The following is a 25,598-nucleotide window of genomic DNA, read 5'->3' on the forward strand; positions in this document are numbered from 1 at the left end:
GGCCGGGGCGCGGGGGGTGGTGCTGTTCGCGCACGGGAGCGGCAGCTCGCGGCACAGTCCGCGCAACACGGCCGTCGGGCGCGCGCTCAACGAACGCGGGCTCGCCACGATGCTCGTCGACCTGCTCACGGCCGACGAGGAGGCCCGGGACGAGATCACCGCCGAGCTGCGCTTCGACATCGGCATGCTGGCCGAGCGCCTGGCCGGGATCGTCGACTGGATGGGTGCCGACCCGGAGCTGGGGCGGCTCCCGATCGGGCTGTTCGGCGCCAGCACCGGCGCCGCCGCCGCACTCGTCGCCGCCGCGGCCCGGCCGGACCGGGTGGGCGCTGTGGTATCCCGCGGCGGCCGGCCCGACCTTGCCGGCAGCTCACTGGCCGCGGTACGCGCACCGACGCTCCTGCTCGTCGGCGGCCTGGACGAGCAGGTGATCGTGCTCAACGAGCAGGCCCGGGACGCGCTGGGCGAGGTCGCGGAGCTGCGCGTCGTGCCCGGCGCCACGCACCTGTTCGAGGAGCCCGGGACGCTGGAGCAGGTAGCCGACCAGGCAGGTACGTGGTTCACCACGCACCTGCGCCAGCCGCATCCCGCCTGACCGGCACTCGCGCCGGCCCGCATGGAACGGCCGCGGCGGCCGGGCGGCCCTCACCTCGTGCGGCCGCCAGCCCGCGCCACGCGCTGTCGGACCGCGCCGGCAGTCGGACCGCGCCGGTCGTCAGCCCGCTGCCTCGGCGGCGCGGCCCGGCTCGGCGGTCGGTGCGGGAACTCCGGTGCCGCTCCGTTCGGCGGCGCGGTGCCGCTGCACGGTGTCCAGCACCCGCCACAGCACCGCCGCGATCGGCACCGACACGAACGCGCCGGCTACCCCGGCGACCAGCGTGCCGGCCGTGACCACCACCAGGATGACCGCCGGGTGCAGCTGCACCTGCCGCCGCATGACGAGCGGCTCCAGCAGGTTGCCCTCGATCTGCTGGACGGCGATCACGGCGGCCAGGGTCAGCAGGGCGGTGGTGGGACCGTTCGCGGCCAGCGCGACGAGCACCGCCACCGCACCGGCCACCGTGGCGCCGATGATCGGCACGAACCCGCCGAGGAACGTGATCAGGGCGAGCGGCAGGGCCAGCGGGACACGCAGGACGACCAGGGCCAGCCCGATGCCGATGGCGTCGATGGCCGCGATGATCATCGTGCCCCGGCTGTACGCGCCGAGCGTCCGCCAGCCCGCCCGTCCCGCCTCGGCGGTCAGCTCCCGGCGCGGGCCGGTCAGCCGGCGCAGCACCCAGTGCCACATCGAGCGGCCGTCCTTGAGCAGGAAGAACAGCAGCACCAGGGCGAGCAGCATCGCGCCCGCGACCTCGGCGACCTTGCGCGCCCCGGCGACCGGGTCGGGCGCACCGCTGCTCAGGCCCTGCCGGATCTGCTCCACGAGCCGGTCGAGCTGCTGGTCGGTGACCGGCAGGCTGGACGTGACGAAGTCGCGGGTGCGCTGCAACCCCTCGTCGAGCTGCTGGCTCAGCTCGCCGAACTGGCTCGCGGTGAGGTTCCAGACCAGGACGCCGGCGCCGCCCAGGATGCCGAGCAGCAGCAGGATGCTCAGCAGCGCGGCGAGCCCGGCCGGCACCCGCAGCCGGCGCAGGCGCACCAGCACCGGGTCGAGCAGCGCGGCGAGGAAGAGCGTGCCGGCCAGCGCCACCGCCAGCGGCGCGAGCAGGACGGCGATCTGCCCCAGCAGCCACAGCCCCGCCGTCACCACCAGCAGGCAGGCGCTCCAGGTGACCGCCGTCCGTACCGGCCAGGGCAGTCCGGCCCAGGTCTGCCGCCCTCCGGTGGCCGGTGCCCGCCCGGGTATTCCAGCGTCGTCGTCCACGTCGCCCTCCTCGATCGTGGCCGTTGGTACCCGACGCGGGTCGATCCGACACCAGGGCCGCAACCGCCCACCCGGTGTTTGTGCCCCCGGCCTTGGGGAAGGCATTCAACGTATCGAAGGGAGATCCGACATGAGCGACTTCATGGACAAGGCCAAGGACTTCGCGGACAAGCACGACAAGCAGGTCGACCAGGGCATCGAGAAGGCGGGCGACGCGGCCGACAAGCGCACCGGCGGCAAGTACGACAACCAGATCGACAAGGGTGTCGACGCGGCGCAGCAGCGCACCGGCGAAGGCGACACCGGTCGCTGACGTACACCCGCTCAGAGGCCGGAACACGACGGCGGCCACGCCCCCGAGGGGAGCGTGGCCGCCGCGGCGTCGGGCCGGCCTCCACAGCGGAGACCGGCCCGTCGGTCAGGCGTCGCGGGTCAGGAGCTGTAACCGCGGCCGGCGATCCAGTTGGCCAGCTCGGTCACGTCCATCCAGTACGTCGGCTCGTCCGGCCGGGCCGGGTCGGCGATCAGCACCCGGTCGCCGTCGCCCTCGTACCGCACGACAGTCACGTAGTGGCCGGGGTAGCTGTGCTCCACCCCGTCGATGTCCCGGGCGCCGCCCAGGATGTTCGCCACCACCGGCCGGTCGTCGTCCACAGCGGTACGGATGTCCGCGCGCAGGCGCTCGACCTGCTCCCGGGTGGCAACGTCGTCGCGGATCTCGGTGGTCCGGTACTTGCCCCCGGTGTACTCGTTGAGCACCCGGGTGATGTCGATGGCCGAGTCGGTGCCGTTCTCGGTGGTGCCGAGCTTGGCGGCCAGCTCGTCCTGGCTCACGTCCTTGCCCTCGGCCGACAGCGCGATCCGGGTCGAGGCGGGACCGCAGTAGAAGAAGTTCGGCTGCGCCTGGTACTCGTAGTCGGCGGTGCGGTCGCCCTTGCCCTTGACCGGGGCGGCGTGGGCGGCGGCGGCCGGACCGGCGACGGCACCACCGGCGGCGGCCAGACCGGCGACGGACAGCACACACTTACGGATGATCGGGTTCATGGTCGAGGCTCCATTCGGGGGTCGACGGCTCCGTGCGGGAGACGCGGCACCAGGAGTGGCGCTCGGCGTACGGAGAGTTCAACCGCCCTGCCGCGGCAGCCCATTTCCGGGCGTGACCGGGGCCACCGCGGAACCGGACAGAAGCCTCAGCCGGGGAGACTTCCCAGGAGCCCGGTCACCGCGATCTCGATGACCACGCGCTCCGGATTCGGACGCGGCGTGCGATACCGCTCGGCGTACCGGCGCTCCGCCTCGGCCACCGACTCCGGGTCGCGGCGCAGCACCGCCCGGCCCTCCACCGTCAGCCACCACCGGCCGTCGACCTGGCACACCGCGACCGGGACGCCGTCCGGTCCGGCCGCCGCGACGTGCCGGGCCTTGGCCGACCCGGCTGAGGTGATCACCCGGGCCAGCCGGGCCGCCGGGTCGAAGGTCACTCCCACGGGTACGACGTGCGGGGTGCCGTCGGCGCGCGGTGTGGTGAGCGTGGCGAGGTGCCGGTCCGCGAAGAAGCGGGCCACCCGCTCGTCGTGCGGGTCCAGCCGGTGATGCCCAGCCATGCTGTCTCCTCGTCAGGGACGGTCGGACGGGCGCGGCGGGGCTGCGGCCAGCGGCACCGCCGGGGCTGACTGGGCAGCACGCTGCTCGGCGCGGTGCTTGGCGACCAGCCGGCCCAGGTAGAACAGCGCGCCGGCCAGCACGCCCATGTCGTCCAGGTAGATCGGGTCGGGCAGCAGGTCCACCGGCAGGATCGTGTAGATCAGCGCGCCGTAGAACGCGACCTTGCCGCCGGCGCCGAGCGCGCCGAGCATGCGGCGGGTGCGGACCACCCGGATGGCGAGCAGCACCGCCCCGGCCAGCATGGCCGCCGCGAGGACGGCGGCGAGGACGACCAGCACCCAGGTTTCACGGGACACGCCACCACGCTAGTCGAGCCCGGCCCGCCACGCCCGGCGGTCGTCCCCGCCGCGAGGAGCGTCCGCCCGTGGCCGGGTCGCGGCCGGGGCGACGTCCCGCCAGGCCGCTGCCGGCGTCCTCAGGTCGCCACGGCAGCCCGGCCGCGCGCCACCGGCGGCAGCTCGCGGGTGACGTCGGTGCCCGTCCCGGCCGGCAGTTCCCGGGTGGTCTCCGGGCCGGCGAAGCCCACGATGGAGAGCGCGGTCTGCGGCTCGGCGACCGGGTGCAGTGCCGCGAACGCCTCGTCGCGCAGGCTCTGCGCCGCCGCCGCGGCCCGCTCGGCTGCCTGCCAGGCGGCCTGCTCCCGCTGCGTGGCGGCGCGGTGCCGTGCCGCCATGTTGTCCCGGACCAGCCGGCGCAGCAGCAGTTCCTGCTCCACCGGGTGCCGGCTCGGATCCCAGCCGTTGCCGCCGAGGATGTCGCTGAGCTGCCGCACCGTGATCTCGTCGCGCCACTGGGCGTCCATCGCGGCCCGGTGCAGCCAGCGCTCCCGGTCGGCGTACTCGGCCGGGGTCTTGGCGGTCCGGGGCAGCGGCAGCGCCGCGGCGGCGCTCAGGCGCCGGACGTCCTCCTCGGCTGCCTGGTACGCCTGCCAGGCGGCCTCGGCCTCCTCCTGGGCGGTCAGCCACTCGGCGCGGCTCCGCTCGGCGGTCGCCGTCGCACGGGAGGCCGCCACGGCCACCTCGTCGGCGTAGCGGATTCGCTCCTGGTCCCGTACGCGGGCCCGCTCGGCGCGTTCGATGCTGCTCGGCCGGGCGGCGTCACTGATCCGGTCGACCAGTTCGGAACGGAACCGGGACGGGCGGACGATCAGCGCGGCGACCACTGTCGCGGCCACGGCGAGCAGGACCAGCCAGATCACGGCGGCCGCGGGCATGTCGGGCAGGACGGTGGAGAAGACGGTCTGCATCACCAGCACCTCGTGGTGGAACGAAGGACGATCAACGGTTGTGGCCCGGACATCCGGGCGGGTGCGCGTCGTGACTTCAGACGCGGCGGGACGCGCGCAGGGCGCGAGGCGTGCGGCCCGTGGGACCGCGCCGGGGCGTACCGGAAAGGCGCCCGGTCAGGCGCGCGGCGGACCGCGACGGGCGATGTCCGCCCGGCCGGGGTCGGCGGCGGCGACCACCTCGACGCCGGGAACGGGCCCGGCGGAGTCGGCGGAAGGCGCTTCGGTGACGGCCGGGCCGGTGCCGGGACCGGTGGTCCGCAGCGCGGCGGTCGGGGCGTCGGTCGCCGTGAGTTCGGCGGAACGTGCGGCGCCGGTCGTGACCGCCTGCCGCGTCGCGGCGTGCCCGACGGCGGTGACGTGCTTGATCGCCCCGACGTGCTCGATCGCCGTGACGTGCTCGGTGGCGACGGCGTGCGAGGCGATGGTGGCGTGCGCGGCGATGGTGGTGTGCGAGGCCGCGTCGGCGTGGGCGGGTGCGGCGGCGATGCCCTGGAGGCCGACGATCAGCACCAGGCCGGCCACGGCCGTGCGGGCGATTCGGCGCAGCGTCGCCGTCCAGGTGGACGGGGCGAACGCTACGGGCAGCACCGTTTCAACCTATCGGTCGGCGGAGGATCTCGCAGCTCAAGGATCTTGCGGTTTACGTGAGCCACCCCACGGGTCGGTGTGGACGGAGGCCCACGCGGGGCCCGACGCGCGACGGCGCGGCGCCCCTGCCGGGGTGCCGCGCCGTCGCGTGGATGCCGGGGTCAGTTGCCGCCGAGCACCGGCGGCGGGGCGGCGTCACCGTCGCCCCAGACCATCTCGTCCTCGGTGAGCCAGGTCAGCCGGCCGTCGGACTCGTCGTCGCCGTGGCCGCCGCGCCCGCCCAGCACGCCGCCGCGGCCGGCCATCGCGGGCCGCCCGGTGGCGCCGCCGGTGCGCTCGGCGGACTTGCTCCCGGCGTCGACCACGAGGCCGCGACCGGAGGTGAGCCGGCCCGTGCCGGCGGCGGAGCGGTTGTCCGCGCCGGGCATGCCGCCGAGGCGAGCCGCCGACGCCGAGTTGGCGCCGGTGCCCGCGAGTGAACCGGTGCTCAGGACGCCGGGGGCGCCGTAGAGGGCGCCACCGCCTCCACCTGCGGTCATCGTCGTCGGGCCGGCGCCGCCGGGACCGAAGCCCGGGCCGCCGCCGATCGTCGGACCGCCGACGGTGCTGGTCAGCGGAGCGGCGCCGGCGAGCGAGGTGCCGCCCGGGTCGACGGTGCCGCCGACCGGCACCGAACCCGGAGCACCGGCGCCGGGCTGGCCACCAGGGGTGCCCGCACCCGGCGTGCCCTCGCCCGGCGTGCCGCCGGTCGGGGCCGTGTGGTGCACGCCCGACGTGGTGGCGGTGGCGCTCGCGCCCGGGCCGAAGCTGCCCAGGCTCGGGCCGGACGACGGCGTCTTCACCGACGGCCCGTTCTGCAGCGTCGGGTCACCGTTGCCGGTGTGGCCGGGCAGCTCGGTCTCCGGCGGGTCCGGTACGACGATCCGGCCGTACGCCGAGAAGTCGTAGCCCTCGGCGAGCTTCGCCACGACCTGCACCATCCGCTGGTGCGCCTTCTCCTGCTCGGCCTTGTCCTGCTGGTGGCCGACGATCCCGCCGATCACCGCGCCGGGGGCGCCACCGATCAGGAAGCCCTTGCCGGCGCTGGACAGCAGCTTGTCGTTGTCGTCGGTCTTCTCCGGGCTCTCCGCCTTGGACTGGGCGGCCCGCAGCTCGCTGGACATCATGTCGAGGCCCTGTCGGATACCCGTCATGCCCTCGGCGAGGTTGCCGGAGTAGCGGACGACCATGTCCAGCCGGCGGTGGAACTCGCGCGCGGCGTCGCCGGTCCAGGTCTTCGCCAGCGCCTCCAGGTCGGCGGTCAGGTCGCGGCCGAGATCGTCGAGCGTGCCCTTCAGGGAGGTCCACTGGGCGCTGAGCGCCTCGATCTGCTTCGGGTCGCCGGCGTTGACGCCCTGGTAGAGCTCTTCGTGACTGACGTGCTCGTAGCGCCGGGTGTACTCAGACACGCGGGTCCTCCTTCGGCTGCTTCATCGCCTCGTTCAGCCCGGAGAGGGCGGCGGCGATGTCGGCCGCGGCGGCGGCGTTGCGGGCCTCGGCGGTCTTGTAGTTCGTCATGATCTTGTGGGTCGCCTCGCGGGCGGCCAGGATCGCCCGGCGCAGCCGGTCGACGTGGTTGACGTAGCTCTGGTGGGTCTCGGAGTAGCGACGTGCGTTGTCGGTCGCGTCGGTGAACGTGCCGAGCGCCGGCGGGCGGCACTGCATCTGGGTGTTGAGCTTGCGCAACACCGACTCCGCCTCGTTCAGGCGCCGCTCGAGCCGCTGGTGAAAGTCCTCCAAGGACAGTACGTCTACTGTCGTGCGCCCCGTCATGGCTGCATCCCCGTAGTCATCGTCGATAACCCTTCGCCGTACTCAGGTTAGTCGAAGCGGGCCAACCCGGGCGACCCGTGACGGAGATCCTCCACTTCGGATCTGCCCGGGGCCGGTCAACCGCCCTGGACCTGCGCCGCCGCGCCGCCGGCCGAGGGCGTCGCGGTGGCCCCCGGTGGCGTCGACGCATCGAAGTAGGTCATCGCGTCCTCGCGGGACAGCGTCGGACCGGTCGGCACCAGCGCCAGCAGCGAAGCGGGTACGGCGAGCGGCGTCACGTCGCCGTACCCGAGCGCGCTCTTCGCGTCGCCCCCGGCGGTGCCGAGCGGATAGCGGATGCCCTGGGCGGTGATCAGGTAGACCGTCGAGCCGGCCGCCGCCTTGCCGCTCTCCCCGGCGGTGGCCTGCACCAGCACCCCCTTGCCGCCGGGCAGAAGCACGCTCTCGGCGGTGCGTACCGCGTCCCGGGCGCCCTGCCGGGCCGGCATCGCGGTGGCCGAGGTCAGCTCGGCCGGCGGAGAGTCGAAGACCTCCAGCGTGGTGGCCGGCGGCTGACCGGCCGGGCCGGGCCGGTAGGTGGCGCAGAGCACCGTCCGTCCCGGACGGACCTCGTGCAGCGTCGGCAGCCGGGCCGGCAGGCCGTCCGCGTCCAGGCGCTGGTCGGTGAGGAGCCGGCCCGCCTCGTCCGGTGTGATCTGCGTCACCTCGCCGCCGCCGCCGAGCAGCAGCAGCGCGGTCACCTCGCGGACGGTCGCCAGCCCCTGCCGGGTGAGCACGTAGTACTGGCCGGCGGCCTGGTAGACCTGGCCGATCCGGGCCGGCCGGTCGGCCACCGTCAGCCCGCTGGCGCTGCCGTCCCCGGCGATCGTCGGCTTGCGCAGCACCGGCCCGACCGGCACCGCGTTCAGCAGTTGCTGCCCGACGGTCAGGTTCGTCGCGCCGGCCATCTTCAACGCCACCAGCGCCTGCTCGTCACCGGCGACCCGCAGCCGGGAACCGCCGGTGAGCAGGTAGCGGGCGTCGCTGGTCCGCACCACCACGGCCCGGTCGGTGAGCGCCGTGCCGCCGGGCAGCGCGCGGTCGATCACCAGGTGCGTGGTGGAGCGCTGCGGGTCGTTCGGATCCGGCACGTCGCACACCGACCAGGGGAGCCCGACCAGCGACTTGCGGTCCGGCAGGTCGTCCGGGGCGCCCACGATGCCGACCAGCCGCCCGCGTGGACGGTCCTTGATCGACGCCTGGGACATGGTGCGCGGCTGCGCCGCGGCGTCGTTGACGATCAGCCGCGCCGAGGCGTAGTTGAGCGTCGGGCGCAGCACCTTGTCCTCGCCGAAGTAGTACGTCGCGCCGGTCTCCCGCTCGATCACCAGCGTGTTCGGCTCCAGCGGCGCGGAATTGCTGGTGAGCTGCCCGTACGCGCCCACGCCGCCGAGCACCACGGCCGCCGCGATGACGCTGCCGAACACCGCCATGCCGAGGCGGCGCATCGGCAGGTCGTTGGTCTCCGGATCACCGGAGAGCAGCGCCGAGACGATGCGGCGGGTGACGAACCGGTACGCCTGCACCTGATCGCGGCGGGTCCGCATGACTAACCTCCGGCGGGGGTGGGTCCACGGCGACAGGACCGAACGGCGCCGCGGGCTTCCCTACGATAAGGGGCCGTCGGGGGTGCGCCGGACCCCGTCCGCCGCCCGAACGACCGCACCCGCCCGGCGGATGCCCAGGATGTCCAGAAGGGACGCACACCGATGACGCAGCTCCAGGCGCCACCCGGTCGTACCGCCACCGTTCCCGCCGTACCGCCGGACCGGCCGGTCACCCCCGCCGACAAGCGCCGCCGGGGACGGCTCGGCCCGGTCGTGGTCGGGCAGCTCGTGGTGGTGGAGTGCGCCGCGCTCGCGGTCTGGTTCGCCACCGCCGGCCCGGCGTGGCTGCTCGGGGTGGTCGCCGTCCTGGCGCTGCTGGCGGTGGTCGCGGCGTTCGCGCGCCGCGGCGGCCGCTGGTGGTACGAGGATCTGATGCTCCGCCGCCGGCTGCGCCGGCGCCGCGACCGGGCCCGGAGCGCGGCGCCCGGTGGTGACCCGAGGCTGGCCGCGCTCGCCCCGGAGCTGACGGTGGTGGAGCTGACCGAGCGCGGCACCCGGCTCGGCATCGGGCAGGACGACCGGGGCTGGTTCGCCGCGCTGGCGCTGACCGGCCGTCCCGGCGCGCCCGCCGGCTCGATCGAGGCGGCCGTGGTGGACCGCGCGCTCGCGGTGCTCGCCGACTTCTCCGGCCCGGTCACCCAGACCCAGGTCGTCTCGCACACCCTGGTCTGGTACCCGGCGCCCGGCGCGCCGCCGTCGGCGTACCGGACCGTGTGGGTGGCGCTGCGCCTGTCGGTGTCCGACGCGCGGGCCGAGGCGGTGAGCCGTGGCGGCGGCCTGCGCGGCGTGCACCGCACGGTGGCGGCCGGGGTGGGCCGGCTCGGCAAGGCGCTCAACGCCGCCGGCCTCGGTCACCGGGTGCTCGACCGGAACGAGCTGCACGCGGCGGTGGTGTCCGGAGCCGGGCTCGACCTGGCGCCGGAGTCCCCGGTGGAGACGTGGACCAGCCTGCGCGGAGGCGGCTGGACGCAGCGCTGCCTGGCCCTGCGGGTACGCCCCAACGGCTCGCTCGGCGCGCTGGTGGACGCCGTCACCGCCACCTCGGCGCCCTCGCACACGGTCGCCGCGGTGGTCCTCCCGGGCGGCCGGCAGGTGCCGCCGCTGCTGCGGGTGGCAGCCATGGACGGGCACGCCGAGGCGCTGGTGAAGGCGGTCCGGGAGATGGCCCGGCGCGCGGGCGTGCCGGCCCGCCCGCTGGACGGCCAGCACGGCCCCGGCGTCTACGCCACCGCGCCGGTCGGCACCGCGATGGGGACCGTCACGGTCGAAGGTTGACGATCCAGCCGTACGCGCCGCACACCCAGACGGCCAGCGGCACCAGCGCGATGATCAGCAGGATCTCGACGATGTCCAGGGTCCGGCCCCAGACCGGGGAGATCCGCTTGCCGGCCACGGTCAGGCCGTAGACCAGGCTGATCACGGCCAGCACGGCCAGGCCGCCCAGGATCAACCCGAGGCGTGTCGCCAGCGAGCCGGCGGCGAACGTGGCGGCGGCGACCAGCCCCAGGCCGACGGTGCCGGACAGCAGCACCGGCGTGCGCTGGGCGCGGCTGAGGAACGGGCGTGCCCGCAGCAGCGACAGCAGCGCCAGCACCAGGCAGAGCAGGACCGCCGGGAGCCGGCCGTTCCCGGCCAGCACCACCTCGCCGCCGAGCACCAGCAGCGAGACGGTCCAGAGCAGACCGGTGAGGAACGCGTCGGCGCGCTCGCTGTTGCGCAGCACCGACGGCCCGTCCACCGACTCGGTGTCGGTCTTGAGGTCGTCCGGGCCGGTGGGGATGGACGGCACCGGCAGCCGGGCCAGGCGGTAGGCGAGCATCGGCAGCGCGGGCAGCGCGCCGAACGCGACCGTCGCGACCACCGCCGCCGAGGCCGCCGCGCCGATGTCGAAGGCCAGGCTGAGCACCGCGCCGAGGCCGACCGCCGCACCCACGCCCACCGCGCCGAGGAACAGCGGCAGGCGGTCGCCGACGGCGAGCGCGGCGACCGCGCCGAAGACCACCACGGCGGTGCCGGCGAGCAGGACGTGCGGACTGGCCAGCTCGCCGAGCGTCCGGTCCCCGGCCAGCACCAGCAGGCCGCCGACGCCCGCGTAACCGATCCCGACCAGGGCCAGCACCGCGCCGGTGCGGCTGTCGCCGGCGGCGCGGGACAGCACCGCGGCGCCGACCAGCAGCGCCACCGCGACCACGAACGCGGCGGCCGCGCCGGGTAGCTGCGGCGGGCCGGTGAGCAGCGTCGCCACCGCGCCCGCGGCGAGCGCCGAGGCGGCCAGCAGGACCGCGAACGTCCGCGTGGTGCCGACCTGCCAGGCGCCCGCCCGCTGGGTGGTGGAGGTGGCGACCGCGTCCACCACGTCGTCGAAGACGATCTCGGGGGCGGTCGCGGCGCGCGGGTTGAAGTAGAGCACCTCGCCGTCGCGTACGCCGAGCTGCGCGGCGGTCCGGCCGCCGTCGAGCGGCTGACCGCCGAGCCGGGACAGGGCCCAGCCGCCGTGCCGTACGCCCTCGTCGGCCAGGTCCTCGCCCGCGTACCGCAGCAGCGTGGGAAGCAGGTCGGCGAGCGGCACGTCGGACGGCAGCGCCAGATCCATCCTGGTACGCGGCGCCACGATGGTGATCCGGCTCAGCCCACCGGTCGCCGTCTTCGTCGCCACAGTGGCCTCCTCGTGCTCGCATACGATCCGCTGGGCCGTCGGCGTCGCCCCCCACGGGTCCACGACGCCACCGGGAGATTACCTACGATGGCGGTCGCACAGGTTGCCCACCCGACGCTCACCGGCGGTGGCAGACCACGATCAGGGCCACTTCTGGGGAGGGGAGAGCCGTGAGTACGGTGGTGTTCCGCCGACTTCCGCGTCAACCGGGGCCCGCGCTGCCGCGCGGCGAGGTGCTGCTGGAATCCCCGCCCGAGCTGCCGGAGCCGCAGGCCAAGGGCATGGGCCAGGTGCTGATGATCCTGCCGATGCTCTGCGGCGTCGGCGCGATGGCGTTCCTCTACGCCGGGCGTGGCGGCGGCATGATGACGTACGTCGCGGGTGGCCTGTTCGGTGTGTCCATGTTGGGCATGGCGATCGGCACGCTCGGCAACGGCGGCAACGACAAGGCCGAGCTGAACGCGCAGCGGCGCGACTACATGCGCTATCTCGCGCAGATGCGCAAGCGCACCCGGCGGGCGGCCGAGCAGCAGCGCGCCGCGATGACGTGGCGGCACCCGGAGCCGGACGCGCTCTGGTCGATCGCCGCCTCCCGCCGGCTCTGGGAGCGGCGGATCACCGAGGACGACTTCGGCGAGGTGCGGATCGCGCTCGGCCCGCAGCGGCTGGCGGTGGAGATCGTGCCGCCGGAGACCAAGCCGGTGGAGGACCTGGAACCGATGAGCGCGATCGCGCTGCGCCGGTTCGTCCGGGCCCACTCCAGCGTGCCGGACCTGCCGACCGCGCTGTCGCTGCGCGCGTTCAGCCGGATCGCGTTGCGCGGCGACCGGGAGCCGGTACTGGACCTGACCCGGGCCGCGCTGGGCCAGCTCGTCACGTTCCACGCCCCGGAGGACCTCCTGGTGGTCGTGGTGGCCGCGCCGGACCGGCAGGCGGCCTGGGACTGGGTGAAGTGGCTGCCGCACGCCCAGCACCCGGGGCGTACGGACGCGGCGGGCGCGCGCCGGATGGTGTTCGCCGCGCTGGACGAGGCGGAGACCGCGCTGGCCCAGGATCTGGGCGGTCGGCCCCGGTTCGCGCCGGAGGCGAAGCCGCTGACCACCGCGCCGCACGTGGTGGTGGTGCTGGACGGCGGCGAGGTCTCGGCGACGTGCGCGCTGACCGGGCCGGGCCTGCTCGGCACGACCGTGTTCGACCTGTCCGGCGCGGTCCCGCGCGACGCCGGGCGCTGGCTGCTCTGCCTGGACGCCGGGGACGGCACCGGGCTCGACCTGGTCCGCGGCACCGCCACCTCGCGGCTCGGCCGGCCGGACCGGCTGTCCCTGAGCGCGGCCGAGGGGCTGGCCCGGCAGATCGCCCCGTTCCGGCTCTCCCAGCAGCAGGGCGCCAGCACCGAGGAGCCGCTGGCCCGCAGCATGGAGCTGCCCGACCTGCTCGGCGTCGGCGACGCCGCCACAGTGGACACCCGGCAGACCTGGCGTCCGCGCAGCCACCGCGACCGGCTGCGCATCCCGCTCGGCCTGGGACCGGACGGCAACGTGGTGGAGCTGGACTTCAAGGAGTCCGCGCACGAGGGCATGGGCCCGCACGGCCTGGTGATCGGCGCGACCGGTTCCGGCAAGAGCGAGCTGCTGCGTACGGTGGTCGCGGCGCTCGCGGTGACGCACTCGTCGGAGGAGCTGAACTTCGTCCTCGTCGACTTCAAGGGCGGCGCCACCTTCGCCTCGCTGGACGCGTTGCCGCACACCAGCGCGGTGATCACCAACCTCTCCGACGAGCTGCCGCTGGTCGACCGCATGCGCGACGCGCTGGCCGGTGAGATGAACCGCCGGCAGGAGGTGCTGCGGGCGGCGGGCAACTACGTCTCCCGGTACGACTACGAGAAGGCGCGGGCCGCCGGTGAGCCGCTGGAGCCGATGCCCAGCCTGCTGATCATCTGTGACGAGTTCTCCGAGCTGCTGGCCGCCAAGCCGGACTTCATCGACCTGTTCGTGATGATCGGCCGTCTCGGCCGGTCGCTCGGCGTGCACCTGCTGCTCGCCTCGCAGCGGCTGGAGGAGGGCAAGCTGCGCGGCCTGGACACGCACCTGTCGTACCGGATCGGTCTGCGCACGTTCTCGGCGGTGGAGAGCCGGATCGTGCTCGGCGTGCCGGACGCGTACGAGCTGCCCAGCGCGCCGGGTCACGGCTACCTGAAGACCGACACCGCGACCATGCTGCGGTTCCGCGCCGCGTACGTGTCCGGCCCGTACCGGGCCCCGGGGCAGGTGCAGCGCTCCACCCGGGCGCAGGTGCAGCGCCGGATCGTCCCGTACGGCATCGACTACGTGCCGGTGCCGGCCCAGCCGAGCCCCGCCGAGGCGGCCCCGGAGCCGGAGCAGAGCGGCGACGGCAAGGCCGTGGCGATGCTGGACGTGCTGATCGACCAGCTCAAGGGCCGGGGCAAGCCGGCGCACCAGGTCTGGCTGCCGCCGCTGGCCGAGCCGTCCGGGCTGGCCGAGCTGCTGCCCAAGCTGAGCGTGCACCCGACGTTCGGCCTGACCACCGCCGACTGGCCGGGCCGCGGCCGGCTCGCCGTGCCGGTCGGCATCGTGGACCGGCCGTACGAGCAGCGCCGCGACCCGATGATGGTCGACCTGGCCGGGGCCGGCGGCAACGTGGTGATCGTCGGGGCGTCGCTGAGCGGCAAGAGCACCATGCTGCGCTCGATGCTGGCCTCGCTGGCGCTCACCCACACGCCGCGCGAGGTGCAGTTCTTCTGCCTCGACTTCGGCGGCGGCGCGCTGCGCAGCCTGGACGGGCTGCCGCACACCTCGGGTGTCGCGGGCCGGCGGGACGTGGAGGCGGTCCGGCGGACGGTGGCCGAGGTGGTCGCCGTGATCGACGAGCGGGAGAACCGGTTCACCCAGCACGGCATCGACTCGGTGGCGAGCTACCGGCGCCGCCGGGCGGCCGGTGAGTTCGCCGACGACCCGTTCGGTGACGTCTTCCTCGTGGTGGACGGCTGGAACACGCTGCGCCAGGAGTACGAGGAGCTGGAGCAGACGATCACGAACCTGGCGAACCGGGGTCTCGGCTTCGGCGTCCACGTGGTGATCACGGCGGTGCGGTGGGCGGAGATCCGGATCAACATGCGGGATCTGCTCGGCACCAAGCTGGAGCTGCGGCTCGGTGACCCGTCGGAGTCGGAGATCGACCGGCGGGCGGCGCAGAACGTGCCGGTGGGCGCGCCCGGCCGCGGCCTGACCCGGGACAAGTTGCACTTCCTGACCGCGATCTCGCGTATCGACGGCAAGCGCGACATCGAGGACCTGACCGAGGCGTCGGTGGCGCTCGCGGGTCACGTCGCGGCGAACTGGCCGGGGCAGCCGGCGCCGAAGGTCCGGCTGCTGCCGCGCAAGCTGACGGTCACCGAGCTGGCGAAGGTCATCGACCGGTCGGCGCCGGGCATCCCGATCGGCGTGAACGAGTCGGCGCTCGCCCCGGTCTACCTGGACCTGGCCGGCGAGCCGCACCTGACCGTGTTCGGCGACGCCGAGTGCGGCAAGACCAACCTGCTGCGGCTGATCGCCCGGGGGATCGCCGAGCGGTACACCCCGGCCCAGGCGCGGCTGGTCATCGCCGACTACCGGCGCGGTCTGCTGGGCGCGGTCGAGGGTGACCACCTGCTCGACTACGCGCCGTCGAACCAGGTGTTCAGCCAGGGGCTCGGCTCGATCCGCAGCGCGTTGCAGAACCGGCTGCCCGGCCCGGACGTGACCACCGCGCAGCTTCGCGACCGGAGCTGGTGGAAGGGCCCGGACCTGTACGTCCTGGTGGACGACTACGACCTGGTCGCCTCCGGTGGCAGCAACCCGCTGAGCGCGCTGCACGAGCTGCTGCCGCAGGCGCGGGACATCGGCCTGCACCTGATCATCACGCGCCGGGTCGGCGGTGTGGCCCGGGCGCTGTACGAGCCGGTGCTGCAACGCCTGCGTGAGCTGGACTCGCCGGGCCTGCTGATGTCCGGCAGCCGGGAGGAGGGTGCCGTCTTCGGCAACCTGCGGCCGACCCCGCAGCCGCCGGGCCGGGGCACGCTCGTCCGCCGCCGCGACGGCCAGCAGCTGATCCAGACCGCGTGGACGGAACCGGCCTGACGGGACGGACGCCGGACGCCCGGTCCGGTAGCGTCGGCGCGATCGATCGTCGCGAGTGGAGAGGGGCGCGTCCGTGAACAGCCCGTCGGGTTTCGGTGCGGCCATGGAGGGCCTGCTGCGGCAGGCGCAGGAACAGCAGCGCCGGCTGGCCGATCTCCAGCGGCAGCGCGCCGAACTGCGGGTCACCGGGGAGAGCCCGGACGGGCTGGTGCGGGTGACGGTGGACGGCGACATGAAGGTCGGCGACATCGGGCTCGACGCGCGGGCGATGCGGCTGGACAGCTTCTCCCTGGCCGAGGCGATGCAGGCGGCGATCGACGCCGCCTACGCGGCCTTCGAGGAGCGCCAGCGCGAGATGCTGAGCGAGATGCTCGGCGACTCCGAGATGGTCCGCCGGGCGCAGGACGGCACGCTGACCCCGGAGGACTGGTTCCGTCAGTTCGGGGTGGACGTGTCCGACCCGACCCGCAACCTGCGGCGCTGAACGAGAGGAAGGCCGGCGATGCCGAACACCGTCGACGTCGACGCGATCCGGAAGGCGGGCAGGATGCTCGACGCCCCGGACGGCCCGATTCAATACCTCCGCAACGTCGAGACGTTGCTGGGCGAGGTCAAGCTGCCCGGCGGCGCGCTGAGCTGGTTCGGCACCGGCGCGGTGGAGCGGCACAACGCGGCTGTGGACGGGCACCTGGACAACGTCCGCACCGGCGTGGAGCATCTGCGCAAGGCCGCCGCGCAGCTCGAACAGAGTGCGAAGAACTGGGAGAGGTCGGATCAGCCCTGGGTGGTCAAGTGACCGGCCGGGTCCGCCACGGGAAGGACACCTGATGCCTCCGGAGATCCTCATCGCCAACGCCTCGGGGACGGTGACCGGCACCGTGACGGTCGCCGAGACCACGGCTCCGGTCCGGTCGGCGGCGGCCATCGCCAAGGGCAACGTGGTCTGGATCGTCGCCTCGGCGGCGCTGATCGGCACGATCCTCTACCTGGAGTCGTTCGACAACCAGCAGGTCAACGAGTCGATCAAGAAGTGGGACGAGGCGGCCCGCCTGCTCGGCGCGGACCAGTTCGGCGCGGCCATGGCCGCGGTTCCGCCGGACGCGGCGGAGTGGGACTTCGACGACCGCGACGCGTTCGACCTGTTCCTCCGCAAGCTCGGGGCGGAGATCAACTCGCTGGCCGAGGCGTTCGCCGCCAACCGGGACACGCTCACCGCCGCCCGGGACGCGTACAACGACGCGATCTCCGGGCTGGCCCAGGCGCTCATGCCGATCCTGGTCGCGGTGATCGCGTCGATCGCGCTCCAGTTCTTCCCCGCCACCACCGCACTGGCGCAGGCCATCGGCATCGTCGGCCTGACCGCCACCGCCGCCGTGCTGGTCCTGGTCTTCGGCGAGATCAGCGCGCTGCTGCACGCGCTGCTGGCCGCCTTCCACACGGACAACCGGTTCACCTTCACCGCTGACTCCCGCCCGGGCTGGGCGCCGACCGGCTCGGACCCGGACATCAAGGACATCAAGATCGACTGGGTGCGGGACGCCAAGTTCTACGGGTGACGGGAGCGACGCATGGACACCCTGCTCTTCTCGCTGCTGCTGTACGTCCTGCTGACCATCCCGGTCTTCGTGGTCCTGATGCTGTTCGCCGCGCTGACCCGCTCGGTGCGGCTGCGGCGGGCCGCCGAGGTGGTGTCGCTGAGCACCTGCGCGGCGCTTCTGGTGCTGTCGTTCCAGCGCGCGTTCGAGAAGCCGATGCTGTGGGCCGTGGTGGTGCTGCTGGTCGCGGTGCTGGCCTTCGGCGTGTCGATGATCGTCAAGTCGTCACGCGAACGGTCCTGACCTCGGGCTTGACCGTCCAACCCGTACTGAGGGTGCGAGAACGCGTCTGTCGACAGTGGGATGTCGGAATACGACGATGGGCCAGCAGGGCTGCGCGGGTTGGACATCGTCCGCTACGGTTCGGATGAAGTGTCCGTCGGTGGGGTGTGTACGCCTTGCCGCGGGGGAGGGCGCGGCGGAACCGCCGCCACAAGATGACGGAAGGGTGTGAAGCATGGCGTTCGAGGTCAGTGCAGCGACTCTGCACACCGCCGCGAGTGACGTGCGGTCCACGCGCAGCGATGTCGACGGCGAGCTCAAGAAGCTGTGGAACGTGGTCGACGACCTGGCGATGGCCTGGAAGGGCCAGGCGTCCACGGGCTTCCAGAGCCTGATGACTCGCTGGAACGAGGACACCACGAAGCTGCTGACCGCGATGGACAACATCGCGGATCTGCTCGACAAGTCGGGCACCACGCACCAGGTCAACGACGAAGAGCAGCAGCAGATGCTGGACAAGTTCCACGCTGCTCTCAACCCGTGATCCGCGAAGACAGGCAGAGGAGGAATCGATGAGCATCAAGGTTGATTACGCTGTTCTGGAGAGCAGCAACCAGCAGATGCAGGCCATCTCGCGGACCATCGACGAGAAGCTGGACACGCTGCGGGCGATGCTGACCAAGCTCGAGTGGGAGGGCCAGGACCGGGCCGCCTACCAGCAGCACCAGGCCCAGTGGGACGCCGCCGTGCGGGACATCAACAAGGTCCTGAACGAGATCGGCGGCGCCGTGGGCATCGCGCGCGAGAACTACATGACCACGGAGATGAGCAACTCCAAGGTCTGGGGCAACTGACCCCCGACCGGTCCACAGCGGCTCCGCTCCGGCTCGCGCCGGGCGGAGCCGTCGTGTTTGTCAGGCGTCCTGCGGGACGTCGCGCCGGCCGGGCCGCCACCCGCGCCGGCGTCCGCGTACCACGATGGGGCGCAGCGTCAGCAGGACGCCGGCCAGCAGCGCGCCGACGACGGCCACCCAGATCGCGACGGTGCGCTGCCAGGCCAGCGGATCGGTGGGCGGCGCCGGTGGCGGCATCGCGCCCAGCGGCGGATCGCTCCGGGTGCCCAGCAGGCTGGTGACCGCCCGGTACGGGTTGACCATCCCGAAGCCGACCTCGGCGTTGTGCCCGTCGGGCGGGTTGTCGGCGGTACGGGTCAGCCGGTAGGCGACCTCGTCGGCGCTGATGTCCGGGTGTGCGGCCCGCACCAGCGCGGCCACCCCGGAGACGTACGCGGTGGCGAAGCTCGTCCCGCCCTGCGGCTCGGCCCGGTATCCCGAGCCCTGCGGCGCGGGCCCGACGATGTTCAGGCCGGGCCCGGCGATGTCCACATAGTCCCCGCTGACCGAGCTGCCGACGTGCCCGCCCTGCTCGTCGATTCCGGCGACGGCCACGACACCGTCGTACGCCGCCGGATAGGCCGGCCGGTCCTCCCGGTTCTCCTGCCGGTTGCCGGCGGAGGCGACGACCACCACGTCCTTGGCGAGCGCGTACTGCACCGCGGACTTCAGCGCCGGGTCGTCCAGCGTGACCAGGGACAGGTTGATCACGTCGGCGTCGTGGTCGACGGCCCAGCGGATCGCCTTGCCGATCTCGGCCGGCACGTCCGGGTCGAAGTTCTCCTTGTTCTCGGCCAGGACCCGCAGCGGCAGGATCTTCGCCTCCGGCGCGATGCCGGTGTACGGCGAGCCGGTGCCCTCCCGGCCGGCGATGATGCCGGCGACCATGGTGCCGTGGCCGACCAGGTCGCACTGCCCCTTCAGGCGGACGAGCTGGTTGAAGTCCTCACCCGGCAGCACCCGCCCGCGCAGCAGGGGGTGGGCCGGCGAGACCCCGGAGTCGATCACCGCCACGGTGGTTCCCGCGCCCTTGCCGATCCGCCACGCGGCGGCCGGGTCGAGGCGGCTCAGCGCCCACGGCACCTCGGTGGGTGCGGGGCCGCCGGCCGGGCCGCACTTCGGGGCGGCCTGCGCGGGCGCGGGCACCGCCAGCGCGCCGCCGAGCAGGGCGGTGACCGTCGCTCCGGAGAGGACGGACCTGATCCGGTGTCCGGCCCGGACGCGTCCCGTGGTCGCGCCCGGCCGCAAGCTGTCGCGCACGCGGTGAGATTACCCGCCGTGCCCGCCCGCGCGGGCACTCGTGGTGCCGGTCCGGGTCACCTGTCGGCGGTGGCGTCCCCGGCCGGCTCGGCGGCGAAGAGGGCCAGCAGGGCGCCGACCTGCTGGTCGGCCTCGGCCGGGTGCCGGAAGCGGCCCTTCGGGTTGATCGTGTACTCGTTGCGCCGTCCCACCCGCGTGCGCCGCAGGTAACCCCCGGCCTCCAGGTCGGCGACGATGGCCTGGGCCGCCCGTTCGGTCACGCCCACCTCGTCGGCCACGTCGCGCAGCCGGGCGGTGGGGTTGCGCGCGATCGCGAGCAGCACGTGGCCGTGGTTGGTGAGGAAGGTCCAGTTACGGCGGCTCCCGTCCTCAACTGGTGTGGTCGCCATGGTGGTCATGCTATGGCCACCGCCGCCACCGGCCGAATCGGCGCGGGCCGAGGGCGGGTGGCAACGGGAAAGTATGAAATGCGTATCACGAATCTTGACGGGCCCCGAGGTGCGTGTGACCGTGGGTCGCGAGGCCGTTCGGCCCGGTAGTTCCCCAGGTAGACGAGGTGAGGGACATGACGCCGAGCACCCCGGAGCAGGCACTGACCGAACTGCGTGCCGGTAACCACCGGTTCGTCACCGGTGCCCCGCAGCATCCGAATCAGGACGCCGGGCACCGCGCGGCTGTCGCCGACGGCCAGCATCCCTTCGCGGTGATCGTCGGCTGCTCCGACTCACGGCTCGCCGCCGAGATCATCTTCGACCGCGGTCTCGGTGACCTCTTCGTGGTGCGTACGGCCGGGCACACCGCCGGGCCGGAGGTGCTCGGCAGCGTCGAGTACGCGGTCACCGTGCTCGGCACGCCGCTCGTGGTGGTGCTCGGGCACGACTCGTGCGGCGCGGTCCAGGCCGCCCGGGAGGGGTTCCGGACCGGGGCCGCCCTGGTCGGGCACCTGGGCGCGGTGGTGGACGCGGTATCGCCCAGCCTGCTGCGCGCCTCCCGCCAGGGCGTCAACGACCTCGACGGCATCATCGACGTGCACATCGCGCAGACCGTCGAGACGCTGCTGGCCCGCTCCGCCGTGCTGGCCGAGCGGGTGGCGGCCGGGCGGTGCACGGTGGTGGGCATGTCGTACCGGCTCGCCGGCGGCGAGGTGCGGACCGTGGCGCAGTCCCCGGCCCCGCTGCCCGCTCCGGCGGCGCCCGCCGACCCGGCGCTGGCCGGCTGAGCCGCCGGGAAGACGAAAAGGGGCCGCCCGAGGGCGGCCCCTTTTACCGTGTCCGGGTCAGAGCAGCGACATGTGGACGTGGTCGGTGTGGTTCGACGGTCCGCTGTACGAACTCCAGCCGGTGGCCGGGAACCAGATCTGCCGGTTCCAGATGACGTAGTAGATGCCCAGCCGGTCGGCGTTGCGGATGAGGAACGCGGCGACCTCGTTGCCGTACCGGCGGGTGTCGTTGTTGTGCCAGGGCGCGAAGCCGCTGTTCTGGAGCGACCAGTCGCACGCCTTGCCCTTGGGGTGCTCCCACGGCCCGCCGGGCCGGTAGCAGCCCACGAAGCGCTTGAAGCCCGCGCGCCGGACCTCCTTGTACGCGTGCAGCGTGCGCGGGGTGACGCAGCCCGACGTGGTGGGGTCGTCCTCGCTGCACGACTCGGCCTTCCAGCCGCCGTCGGCCGTGCGGCCGGGGGCGATCTTGGCGACCGGTGAGGTGGCGGAGACCAGGCCGCCGGTGAAGCCGAGACCGCCGACGAGCTTCAGCGCGCGCTCGGCCTGCACCTTCTCGCGCTCCATCGCGTTCTTCTGCTTCTCCTGCTCGCGCACCTCGGCGTCGAGCGCGATCTTGGCCTGCTCGGCGCGGGTCTTGACCGCGTTGATGGCGGCCAGGCGCTGCGCGTTGAGGAGGTTCAGCTCGTCCAGGGCGTTGACCCGGCGGACGAACGAGTCGGGTGAGTTGCTCTCCAGCAGCATCGCCATGGCGCCCATCCGGCCGGTCCGGTAGGACTGGGCGGCGAGCTGGTTGACCTGCGGGCTGAGCGCGTCGAGTTCGGCCTGTGCCGTCTTCACCTCGGCCGCCAGCCGCCGCTGGCGGTCCTGCGACTTGGCGAGCTTCGCCTTGGCCTGGAGGAAGTTCCGGTTGGCGGCGTCGATCGCCTCGGTGATGAGCGGCGGTTCGCCGTCCTCCTCGTGCCCCGAGGGGGTGCCGGGTGCCGCCGCGGTGGGGGCCGCGGTCGCCGGGGCCGGCCCGGCCAGCACTGCCAGCGAGGTCAGCACGGCCACCACGGGTGTCAGCCAGCGGCGCAGGGGTGCCGTCACAGTGTTCCCTTCCGTCGGCCGCCGACCGGGTTAGCTGACGGGTTCGGGACGGAAGTGGCCCCTACCGCTGTCGCGGATTCACCCCATGTACCTGGTTCCCCGGCTCGCCCGCGGGCGATTGGGCGGCGGCACCGCTGGCGCCGGTGCGCGCCTTCGGCGGTGACCGGCAGCGAGGTTACCTGACAGCACTCCTGAGGATCTACGTCCGGAAGCCGACCAATAGCGAGATTTCGCCGTGGCGCACCGTGACCAGCGTCGCGTTTGAGATCGATGGTCACGCTGCGGAGTGTCACCATGCGGCCTCCGTGCTCTTCCCGCCGCCGAGCGCCTCCAGCGCGTCGTCCCGTCCGGCCGGCGGCCGGGCCGCGGGTGGCGCCGGCTCCGCGCCGCGCGAGCGCCGTCCGGCGGTGGTCACGACCGCGGCCAGTCCGGTCGTCAGCGGTACGGCGGCGATCAGGCCGAGCGTGGCCACCGCGCTGCGGACGATCTCCTGGGCGAGGAACTCGCTCGTGAGGATCTCGCTCACCGGGCGGGAGTCGGCGACCAGCAGGAGCAGCAGCGGCAGCGAGGCGCCCGCGTACGCCAGCACGATGGTGTTGACGGTGGACGCGATGTGCGCCCGGCCGACCCGGGTCGCGGCCCGGTAGAGCTGCCGCCGGGACAGGCCGGGGTTGGCGTGCGCCAGTTCGGTGACGGTGGCCGCCTGGGTGACCGTGACGTCGTCCAGCACGCCCAGCGAGCCGATGATGATGCCGGCCAGCAGCAGGCCGTGCAGGTCCACGTCGCCCTGGAACATGGACAGCGTGGTGGCGTCCTCGCTGCCGAATCCGGTCAGGTGGGTGGCGGACGTGGCGAGCAGGCCGAGCACGCCGGTGACCACCAGGCTGCCGAGCGTGCCGAGCACCGCCACCGACGTCTGCGCGGTGACGCCGTGGGTCAGGTAGAGCACCACGAACATGATCAACGCGGCGCCCACGATCGCCACCAGCAGCGGAGGCTGACCGGCGCCGATGCCCGGCAGCACGAAGCCGAGCAGGATGGCGAAGCTGGCCACCAGGCCGCCGAGCGCGGCGAGACCGCGCCAGCGGCCGAACGCCACGATCGCGGCGGCGAAGAGCACCATCAGCCAGATCAGTGGCGTGCCGCGCTGGTGTTCGGCGATGTTGTAGGACTTCACCGCCGGGTCGGCCGGGTCGGTCAGCTCGACCAGGACGACCTCGTCGCCGACCGCGACCCGGGGTGCGCCCGGCCCGGCCGGGATCGGTGTCTCGACCTGCCGGCCCGCGTCCGGGCCCTGCTCGACGGTCGCCGTCACCGTGCCGCAGGGGCCACCTGCGCCGTCCGGGGACTCCGGGGTCGGCGGGCAGGGTTCGGTGACCACCCGGGTCACGGTGCCGTGGTAGCGGGGGACGTCCGCGCCGCCGACCGGCTCCCGGTCCTGCCGGGGCCAGAGCACCAGCGCCGCGATCACGGTGATCACGAACAGCGGCACCACCACGGCGACGAGCAGCCGTCGTACGCCCGGCGGCGCGGCGGGTGCGGGGTGGGTGTGGTCGGCACCCATGGCGTCTCTCCCAACGGTCGCGGCGACGCCTGGTCCGCCGGACCGGTCTGGTCACCCGGCCGGCGTGGACGTGTCGACCACGTCCGGGTCGTCGCCCGGCCATGGTAGGCAACCCGGCCGGGCGCTTCCGGGCACCGTGACCGTGACGCGCTCCGCGCGGATCAGCCCAGGCCGGCCCGGCGTCGCCGGTACTCGTCCTCGTCGATCTCGCCGCGGGCGTACCGCTCGTCCAGGATGCGCCTGGCCGTCGTCGGGCCCAGGTACTGCGGGCCGGTCCACCGCACGGCCGCCCAGACGAGCCCCGCCAGCACCGCGAGCACCAGCAGGGACCAGATCCACATCCAGCCCATCATCGGGCTCTGCCACATCATCGGGCCGCCCTCCGTCCGTCGCCGCGGGTCCGCCGGGCCGGCCTGCCCGCCACTTCGACGGTACGACCGGCACGACCGCGTCGGCGCGGGTCGATGTGCCCCGCTACGAGGGCCGGAGGTCCCGCTCAGCCGCGCTTCATCAGGCGGCCGACGGCGGCCATCATCTCGGTCGCCATCTCGTCGGCCCGGCCCTCGGCGGCGCCCTCGTGCATGCAGTGCCGGGCGTGGCCGTCGAGCAGGCCCAGGCCGACCTTGTCCAGCGCCGCCTGGATGGCCGAGATCTGGGTCAGCACGTCGATGCAGTATCGGTCGTCCTCGACCATCTTCTCGATGCCACGGACCTGGCCCTCGATCCGGCGGAGCCGGGCGAGGAGTTGGTCCTTGCTGGCGGTGTAGCCCCGGGTCGGGCTGGACGGCGCGGTCATGAAACCGAGGATAGCGTACCCCTCGGGGGTATGCTAACGTTCCGAACGTACCCCTGGGGGGTATCAGATCGGAGGGCGAGATGGAGACCACCTACCAGGTGAGCGGCATGACCTGCGGGCACTGCGTCAACTCGGTGAGCACCGAGCTGAGCGCACTGCCGGGCGTCACCGACGTCCAGGTCGACCTGGCCAGCGGCCGGGTCACCGTCACCAGTCAGAACCCGCTGGACGCGGACGCGGTCCGCGCGGCGGTCGACGAGGCCGGCTACGACCTCGTCGGTGCGTGACGGGTCCGACGACCCGTAGAAACCGAGGAGACACCATGAACACGGCGACGAAGCTCAGCGGCTTCGCCCTCGGCCTCGTGGCGGTGTTCGGCGCGGCGTACGGGATCGGCAACCTGGCCGATCCCGTCGCCCCGGCCGCCGAGACCCGCCACGACGACAGCGACAGCGACCACGGGGCCGGCGACACCGGCCACGGTGACGAGAGCGGCGCCTCCGCGCACCTGCCCGGCGGGCTGCTCGTCTCCGAACGCGGCTACACGTTCCAGCCCGCCACCGCCCCGGCCGGGCAGTTCGCCTTCCGGATCACCGGCCCGGACGGCGCGCCGGTCACCCGCTTCGAGGTGGCCCACGACAAGCGCATGCACCTGATCGTCGCCCGCCGGGACCTGTCCGGGTTCCGGCACGTCCACCCGGAGATGACCGGCGACGGCACCTGGCGGGTCGCCTCGCCGCTCGGAGGCCCCGGCGTCTGGCGGGCCTTCGCCGACTTCACCCCCGAGGGCGGCGAGCCGCTGACCCTCGGCCTGGACGTCACGGTCCCCGGCGAGCTGACCGCCAGGCCGCTGCCGGCGCCGGTGACCAGCACCACAGTCGACGGCTACACCGTCACCCTGGCCGGAACGCCGGAGCCGGGCCGCACCAGCCGGCTCACGCTCTCCGTCAGCCGCGACGGGCGGCCGGTCACCGACCTTCAGCCCTACCTCGGCGCGTACGGGCACCTGGTGGCGCTGCGGCAGGGCGACCTGGCGTACCTGCACGTGCACCCGGAGGGGATGCCCGGCGACGGGCGCACCCCCGCCGGTCCGGCGATCACGTTCGCGGCCGAGGTGCCCTCCGCCGGGGCGTACCGTCTCTACCTGGACTTCCGGCACGGCGACGCGGTGCACACCGCCGAGTTCACCGTCCTGGCCGGCGACCGGACCGCGCCCGCGCCCGCCGCGCCGGCATCCACCACCGCACCGACCCCGGACGCCGGACACGGCACCCCGGGGCACGGGCACAGTTGAGCGCCGGAGGT

General features: G+C 73.8%; 29 protein-coding genes and 1 riboswitch. Of the genes, 13 read left to right on the forward strand and 16 right to left on the reverse strand.

The genetic code is table 11. From position 1 onward, the window contains the following. Positions 1–16 precede the first annotated feature (16 nt). A complete protein-coding gene (locus EAD96_RS12800) occupies positions 17–595 on the forward strand; it encodes a dienelactone hydrolase family protein (protein ID WP_233585705.1) in 579 nt (192 codons plus the stop codon). A gap of 120 nt (positions 596–715) precedes the next feature. On the opposite strand, the gene EAD96_RS12805 is transcribed toward EAD96_RS12800, so the two are convergent. After that, positions 716–1,867, reverse strand: coding sequence for an AI-2E family transporter (locus tag EAD96_RS12805; RefSeq protein ID WP_121684408.1), 1,152 nt, complete (start codon positions 1,865–1,867; stop codon positions 716–718). Positions 1,868–1,997: 130 nt separating this feature from the next. Between EAD96_RS12805 and EAD96_RS12810 the strand changes: the two genes are divergently transcribed. Next, positions 1,998–2,180 (forward strand): antitoxin, encoded by a 183-nt coding sequence (locus EAD96_RS12810; protein WP_073825939.1) that lies wholly within the window; start codon positions 1,998–2,000, stop codon positions 2,178–2,180. Positions 2,181–2,299: 119 nt separating this feature from the next. Here the strand turns inward: EAD96_RS12810 and EAD96_RS12815 are convergent, their stop codons facing one another. The 8 genes from EAD96_RS12815 to eccB form a co-directional block, all read right to left on the reverse strand. Then, positions 2,300–2,911, reverse strand: a complete 612-nt coding sequence (locus EAD96_RS12815; RefSeq protein WP_120571971.1) for a C39 family peptidase — start codon at positions 2,909–2,911, stop codon at positions 2,300–2,302. 146 nt (positions 2,912–3,057) lie between these two features. Beyond that, on the reverse strand, positions 3,058–3,471 hold the full coding sequence (locus EAD96_RS12820) for a pyridoxamine 5'-phosphate oxidase family protein (RefSeq protein WP_120571970.1): 414 nt from the start codon (positions 3,469–3,471) through the stop codon (positions 3,058–3,060). A 12-nt stretch (positions 3,472–3,483) separates the two neighbouring features. Continuing rightward, positions 3,484–3,828 (reverse strand): YkvA family protein, encoded by a 345-nt coding sequence (locus EAD96_RS12825; protein ID WP_121684409.1) that lies wholly within the window; start codon positions 3,826–3,828, stop codon positions 3,484–3,486. Between the two features lie 119 nt (positions 3,829–3,947). Beyond that, complete coding sequence (locus EAD96_RS12830; protein WP_121684456.1) at positions 3,948–4,778, reverse strand: hypothetical protein; 831 nt, start codon at positions 4,776–4,778, stop codon at positions 3,948–3,950. A 156-nt stretch (positions 4,779–4,934) separates the two neighbouring features. Continuing rightward, a complete protein-coding gene (locus EAD96_RS12835; RefSeq protein ID WP_121684410.1) occupies positions 4,935–5,408 on the reverse strand; it encodes a hypothetical protein in 474 nt (157 codons plus the stop codon). Between the two features lie 161 nt (positions 5,409–5,569). After that, positions 5,570–6,856, reverse strand: coding sequence for a WXG100 family type VII secretion target (locus tag EAD96_RS12840; RefSeq protein WP_121684411.1), 1,287 nt, complete (start codon positions 6,854–6,856; stop codon positions 5,570–5,572). Then, positions 6,849–7,187, reverse strand: a complete 339-nt coding sequence (locus EAD96_RS12845; protein ID WP_233585692.1) for a hypothetical protein — start codon at positions 7,185–7,187, stop codon at positions 6,849–6,851. The genes EAD96_RS12840 and EAD96_RS12845 overlap by 8 nt, the downstream gene beginning before the upstream one ends. Positions 7,188–7,336: 149 nt before the next feature. Beyond that, positions 7,337–8,806 carry a type VII secretion protein EccB gene (eccB, locus tag EAD96_RS12850; protein ID WP_121684412.1) on the reverse strand — a complete coding sequence of 490 codons (1,470 nt, stop codon included), beginning with the start codon at positions 8,804–8,806 and terminating at the stop codon, positions 7,337–7,339. Positions 8,807–8,968: 162 nt separating this feature from the next. Here eccB and EAD96_RS12855 point away from each other — a divergent pair, with 162 nt between their 5' ends. Then, the gene (locus EAD96_RS12855; protein ID WP_121684413.1) at positions 8,969–10,141 is read left to right on the forward strand and encodes a type VII secretion protein EccE; all 1,173 of its coding nucleotides are present in this window, start codon (positions 8,969–8,971) and stop codon (positions 10,139–10,141) included. On the opposite strand, the gene eccD is transcribed toward EAD96_RS12855, so the two are convergent. After that, positions 10,125–11,522, reverse strand: a complete 1,398-nt coding sequence (eccD, locus tag EAD96_RS12860) for a type VII secretion integral membrane protein EccD (RefSeq protein ID WP_120571963.1) — start codon at positions 11,520–11,522, stop codon at positions 10,125–10,127. The two genes, EAD96_RS12855 and eccD, sit on opposite strands and share 17 nt — an antisense overlap. A 170-nt stretch (positions 11,523–11,692) precedes the next feature. Between eccD and eccCa the strand changes: the two genes are divergently transcribed. From eccCa to EAD96_RS12895, 7 genes are all read left to right on the forward strand, one after another. Then, on the forward strand, positions 11,693–15,658 hold the full coding sequence (gene eccCa / locus EAD96_RS12865) for a type VII secretion protein EccCa (RefSeq protein WP_121684414.1): 3,966 nt from the start codon (positions 11,693–11,695) through the stop codon (positions 15,656–15,658). A 73-nt stretch (positions 15,659–15,731) separates the two neighbouring features. Continuing rightward, positions 15,732–16,142, forward strand: a complete 411-nt coding sequence (locus EAD96_RS12870; RefSeq protein WP_121684415.1) for a YbaB/EbfC family nucleoid-associated protein — start codon at positions 15,732–15,734, stop codon at positions 16,140–16,142. Positions 16,143–16,160: 18 nt separating this feature from the next. Then, complete coding sequence (locus tag EAD96_RS12875) at positions 16,161–16,454, forward strand: hypothetical protein (protein WP_120571960.1); 294 nt, start codon at positions 16,161–16,163, stop codon at positions 16,452–16,454. Between the two features lie 31 nt (positions 16,455–16,485). Continuing rightward, positions 16,486–17,214, forward strand: coding sequence for a hypothetical protein (locus EAD96_RS12880; RefSeq protein ID WP_121684416.1), 729 nt, complete (start codon positions 16,486–16,488; stop codon positions 17,212–17,214). Between the two features lie 12 nt (positions 17,215–17,226). Next, complete coding sequence (locus tag EAD96_RS12885) at positions 17,227–17,496, forward strand: hypothetical protein (RefSeq protein WP_121684417.1); 270 nt, start codon at positions 17,227–17,229, stop codon at positions 17,494–17,496. A gap of 214 nt (positions 17,497–17,710) precedes the next feature. Then, the gene (locus EAD96_RS12890; RefSeq protein WP_013283772.1) at positions 17,711–18,019 is read left to right on the forward strand and encodes a WXG100 family type VII secretion target; all 309 of its coding nucleotides are present in this window, start codon (positions 17,711–17,713) and stop codon (positions 18,017–18,019) included. 28 nt (positions 18,020–18,047) lie between these two features. Beyond that, the gene (locus tag EAD96_RS12895; protein ID WP_013283773.1) at positions 18,048–18,329 is read left to right on the forward strand and encodes a WXG100 family type VII secretion target; all 282 of its coding nucleotides are present in this window, start codon (positions 18,048–18,050) and stop codon (positions 18,327–18,329) included. A gap of 60 nt (positions 18,330–18,389) precedes the next feature. Here EAD96_RS12895 and mycP read toward each other — a convergent pair whose 3' ends face one another. Both mycP and EAD96_RS12905 read right to left on the reverse strand, forming a co-directional pair. After that, positions 18,390–19,628 carry a type VII secretion-associated serine protease mycosin gene (gene mycP / locus EAD96_RS12900; protein ID WP_233585693.1) on the reverse strand — a complete coding sequence of 413 codons (1,239 nt, stop codon included), beginning with the start codon at positions 19,626–19,628 and terminating at the stop codon, positions 18,390–18,392. A 56-nt stretch (positions 19,629–19,684) separates the two neighbouring features. Next, positions 19,685–20,026, reverse strand: coding sequence for a helix-turn-helix domain-containing protein (locus tag EAD96_RS12905; protein ID WP_120571957.1), 342 nt, complete (start codon positions 20,024–20,026; stop codon positions 19,685–19,687). 167 nt (positions 20,027–20,193) lie between these two features. On the opposite strand from EAD96_RS12905, the gene EAD96_RS12910 reads away from it, so the two are divergent. Then, on the forward strand, positions 20,194–20,847 hold the full coding sequence (locus tag EAD96_RS12910; protein ID WP_121684418.1) for a carbonic anhydrase: 654 nt from the start codon (positions 20,194–20,196) through the stop codon (positions 20,845–20,847). Between the two features lie 57 nt (positions 20,848–20,904). On the opposite strand, the gene EAD96_RS12915 is transcribed toward EAD96_RS12910, so the two are convergent. The 4 genes from EAD96_RS12915 to EAD96_RS12930 all read right to left on the reverse strand — a co-directional run bounded on the left by EAD96_RS12915 (position 20,905) and on the right by EAD96_RS12930 (position 24,293). Beyond that, positions 20,905–21,933, reverse strand: coding sequence for a hypothetical protein (locus EAD96_RS12915; protein WP_121684419.1), 1,029 nt, complete (start codon positions 21,931–21,933; stop codon positions 20,905–20,907). 3 nt (positions 21,934–21,936) lie between these two features. Further along, positions 21,937–22,068: riboswitch (cyclic di-AMP (ydaO/yuaA leader) on the reverse strand. A gap of 154 nt (positions 22,069–22,222) precedes the next feature. Then, positions 22,223–23,497 (reverse strand): YibE/F family protein, encoded by a 1,275-nt coding sequence (locus EAD96_RS12920; protein WP_121684420.1) that lies wholly within the window; start codon positions 23,495–23,497, stop codon positions 22,223–22,225. Between the two features lie 161 nt (positions 23,498–23,658). Beyond that, complete coding sequence (locus tag EAD96_RS12925) at positions 23,659–23,868, reverse strand: SHOCT domain-containing protein (RefSeq protein WP_121684421.1); 210 nt, start codon at positions 23,866–23,868, stop codon at positions 23,659–23,661. A gap of 125 nt (positions 23,869–23,993) precedes the next feature. Further along, entirely contained in the window at positions 23,994–24,293 is a 300-nt protein-coding gene (locus EAD96_RS12930; RefSeq protein ID WP_013283780.1) for a metal-sensitive transcriptional regulator, read from the reverse strand. Between the two features lie 80 nt (positions 24,294–24,373). Between EAD96_RS12930 and EAD96_RS12935 the strand changes: the two genes are divergently transcribed. Both EAD96_RS12935 and EAD96_RS12940 read left to right on the forward strand, forming a co-directional pair. Further along, positions 24,374–24,580 carry a heavy-metal-associated domain-containing protein gene (locus EAD96_RS12935; protein WP_120571952.1) on the forward strand — a complete coding sequence of 69 codons (207 nt, stop codon included), beginning with the start codon at positions 24,374–24,376 and terminating at the stop codon, positions 24,578–24,580. 35 nt (positions 24,581–24,615) lie between these two features. Next, complete coding sequence (locus EAD96_RS12940) at positions 24,616–25,587, forward strand: hypothetical protein (protein ID WP_121684422.1); 972 nt, start codon at positions 24,616–24,618, stop codon at positions 25,585–25,587. Positions 25,588–25,598 lie beyond the last annotated feature (11 nt).

The organism is Micromonospora sp. BL1 (genome assembly GCF_003667485.1).
GTDB classification, from domain to species: Bacteria; Actinomycetota; Actinomycetes; order Mycobacteriales; family Micromonosporaceae; genus Micromonospora; species Micromonospora tulbaghiae.

Excerpts from the sequence above, each read along its gene's own strand:
- EAD96_RS12810 (WP_073825939.1), top strand. The coding sequence starts at position 1,998 with ATGAGCGACTTCATGGACAAGGCCAAGGACTTCGCGGACAAGCACGAC.
- EAD96_RS12815 (WP_120571971.1), bottom strand. The coding sequence starts at position 2,911 with ATGAACCCGATCATCCGTAAGTGTGTGCTGTCCGTCGCCGGTCTGGCC.
- EAD96_RS12820 (WP_120571970.1), bottom strand. The coding sequence starts at position 3,471 with ATGGCTGGGCATCACCGGCTGGACCCGCACGACGAGCGGGTGGCCCGC.
- EAD96_RS12830 (WP_121684456.1), bottom strand. The coding sequence starts at position 4,778 with ATGCAGACCGTCTTCTCCACCGTCCTGCCCGACATGCCCGCGGCCGCC.
- eccB (WP_121684412.1), bottom strand. The coding sequence starts at position 8,806 with ATGCGGACCCGCCGCGATCAGGTGCAGGCGTACCGGTTCGTCACCCGC.
- EAD96_RS12855 (WP_121684413.1), top strand. The coding sequence starts at position 8,969 with ATGACGCAGCTCCAGGCGCCACCCGGTCGTACCGCCACCGTTCCCGCC.
- EAD96_RS12875 (WP_120571960.1), top strand. The coding sequence starts at position 16,161 with ATGCCGAACACCGTCGACGTCGACGCGATCCGGAAGGCGGGCAGGATG.
- EAD96_RS12880 (WP_121684416.1), top strand. The coding sequence starts at position 16,486 with ATGCCTCCGGAGATCCTCATCGCCAACGCCTCGGGGACGGTGACCGGC.
- EAD96_RS12885 (WP_121684417.1), top strand. The coding sequence starts at position 17,227 with ATGGACACCCTGCTCTTCTCGCTGCTGCTGTACGTCCTGCTGACCATC.
- EAD96_RS12890 (WP_013283772.1), top strand. The coding sequence starts at position 17,711 with ATGGCGTTCGAGGTCAGTGCAGCGACTCTGCACACCGCCGCGAGTGAC.
- EAD96_RS12895 (WP_013283773.1), top strand. The coding sequence starts at position 18,048 with ATGAGCATCAAGGTTGATTACGCTGTTCTGGAGAGCAGCAACCAGCAG.
- EAD96_RS12905 (WP_120571957.1), bottom strand. The coding sequence starts at position 20,026 with ATGACCACCATGGCGACCACACCAGTTGAGGACGGGAGCCGCCGTAAC.
- EAD96_RS12910 (WP_121684418.1), top strand. The coding sequence starts at position 20,194 with ATGACGCCGAGCACCCCGGAGCAGGCACTGACCGAACTGCGTGCCGGT.
- EAD96_RS12920 (WP_121684420.1), bottom strand. The coding sequence starts at position 23,497 with ATGGGTGCCGACCACACCCACCCCGCACCCGCCGCGCCGCCGGGCGTA.
- EAD96_RS12925 (WP_121684421.1), bottom strand. The coding sequence starts at position 23,868 with ATGATGTGGCAGAGCCCGATGATGGGCTGGATGTGGATCTGGTCCCTG.
- EAD96_RS12930 (WP_013283780.1), bottom strand. The coding sequence starts at position 24,293 with ATGACCGCGCCGTCCAGCCCGACCCGGGGCTACACCGCCAGCAAGGAC.
- EAD96_RS12935 (WP_120571952.1), top strand. The coding sequence starts at position 24,374 with ATGGAGACCACCTACCAGGTGAGCGGCATGACCTGCGGGCACTGCGTC.
- EAD96_RS12940 (WP_121684422.1), top strand. The coding sequence starts at position 24,616 with ATGAACACGGCGACGAAGCTCAGCGGCTTCGCCCTCGGCCTCGTGGCG.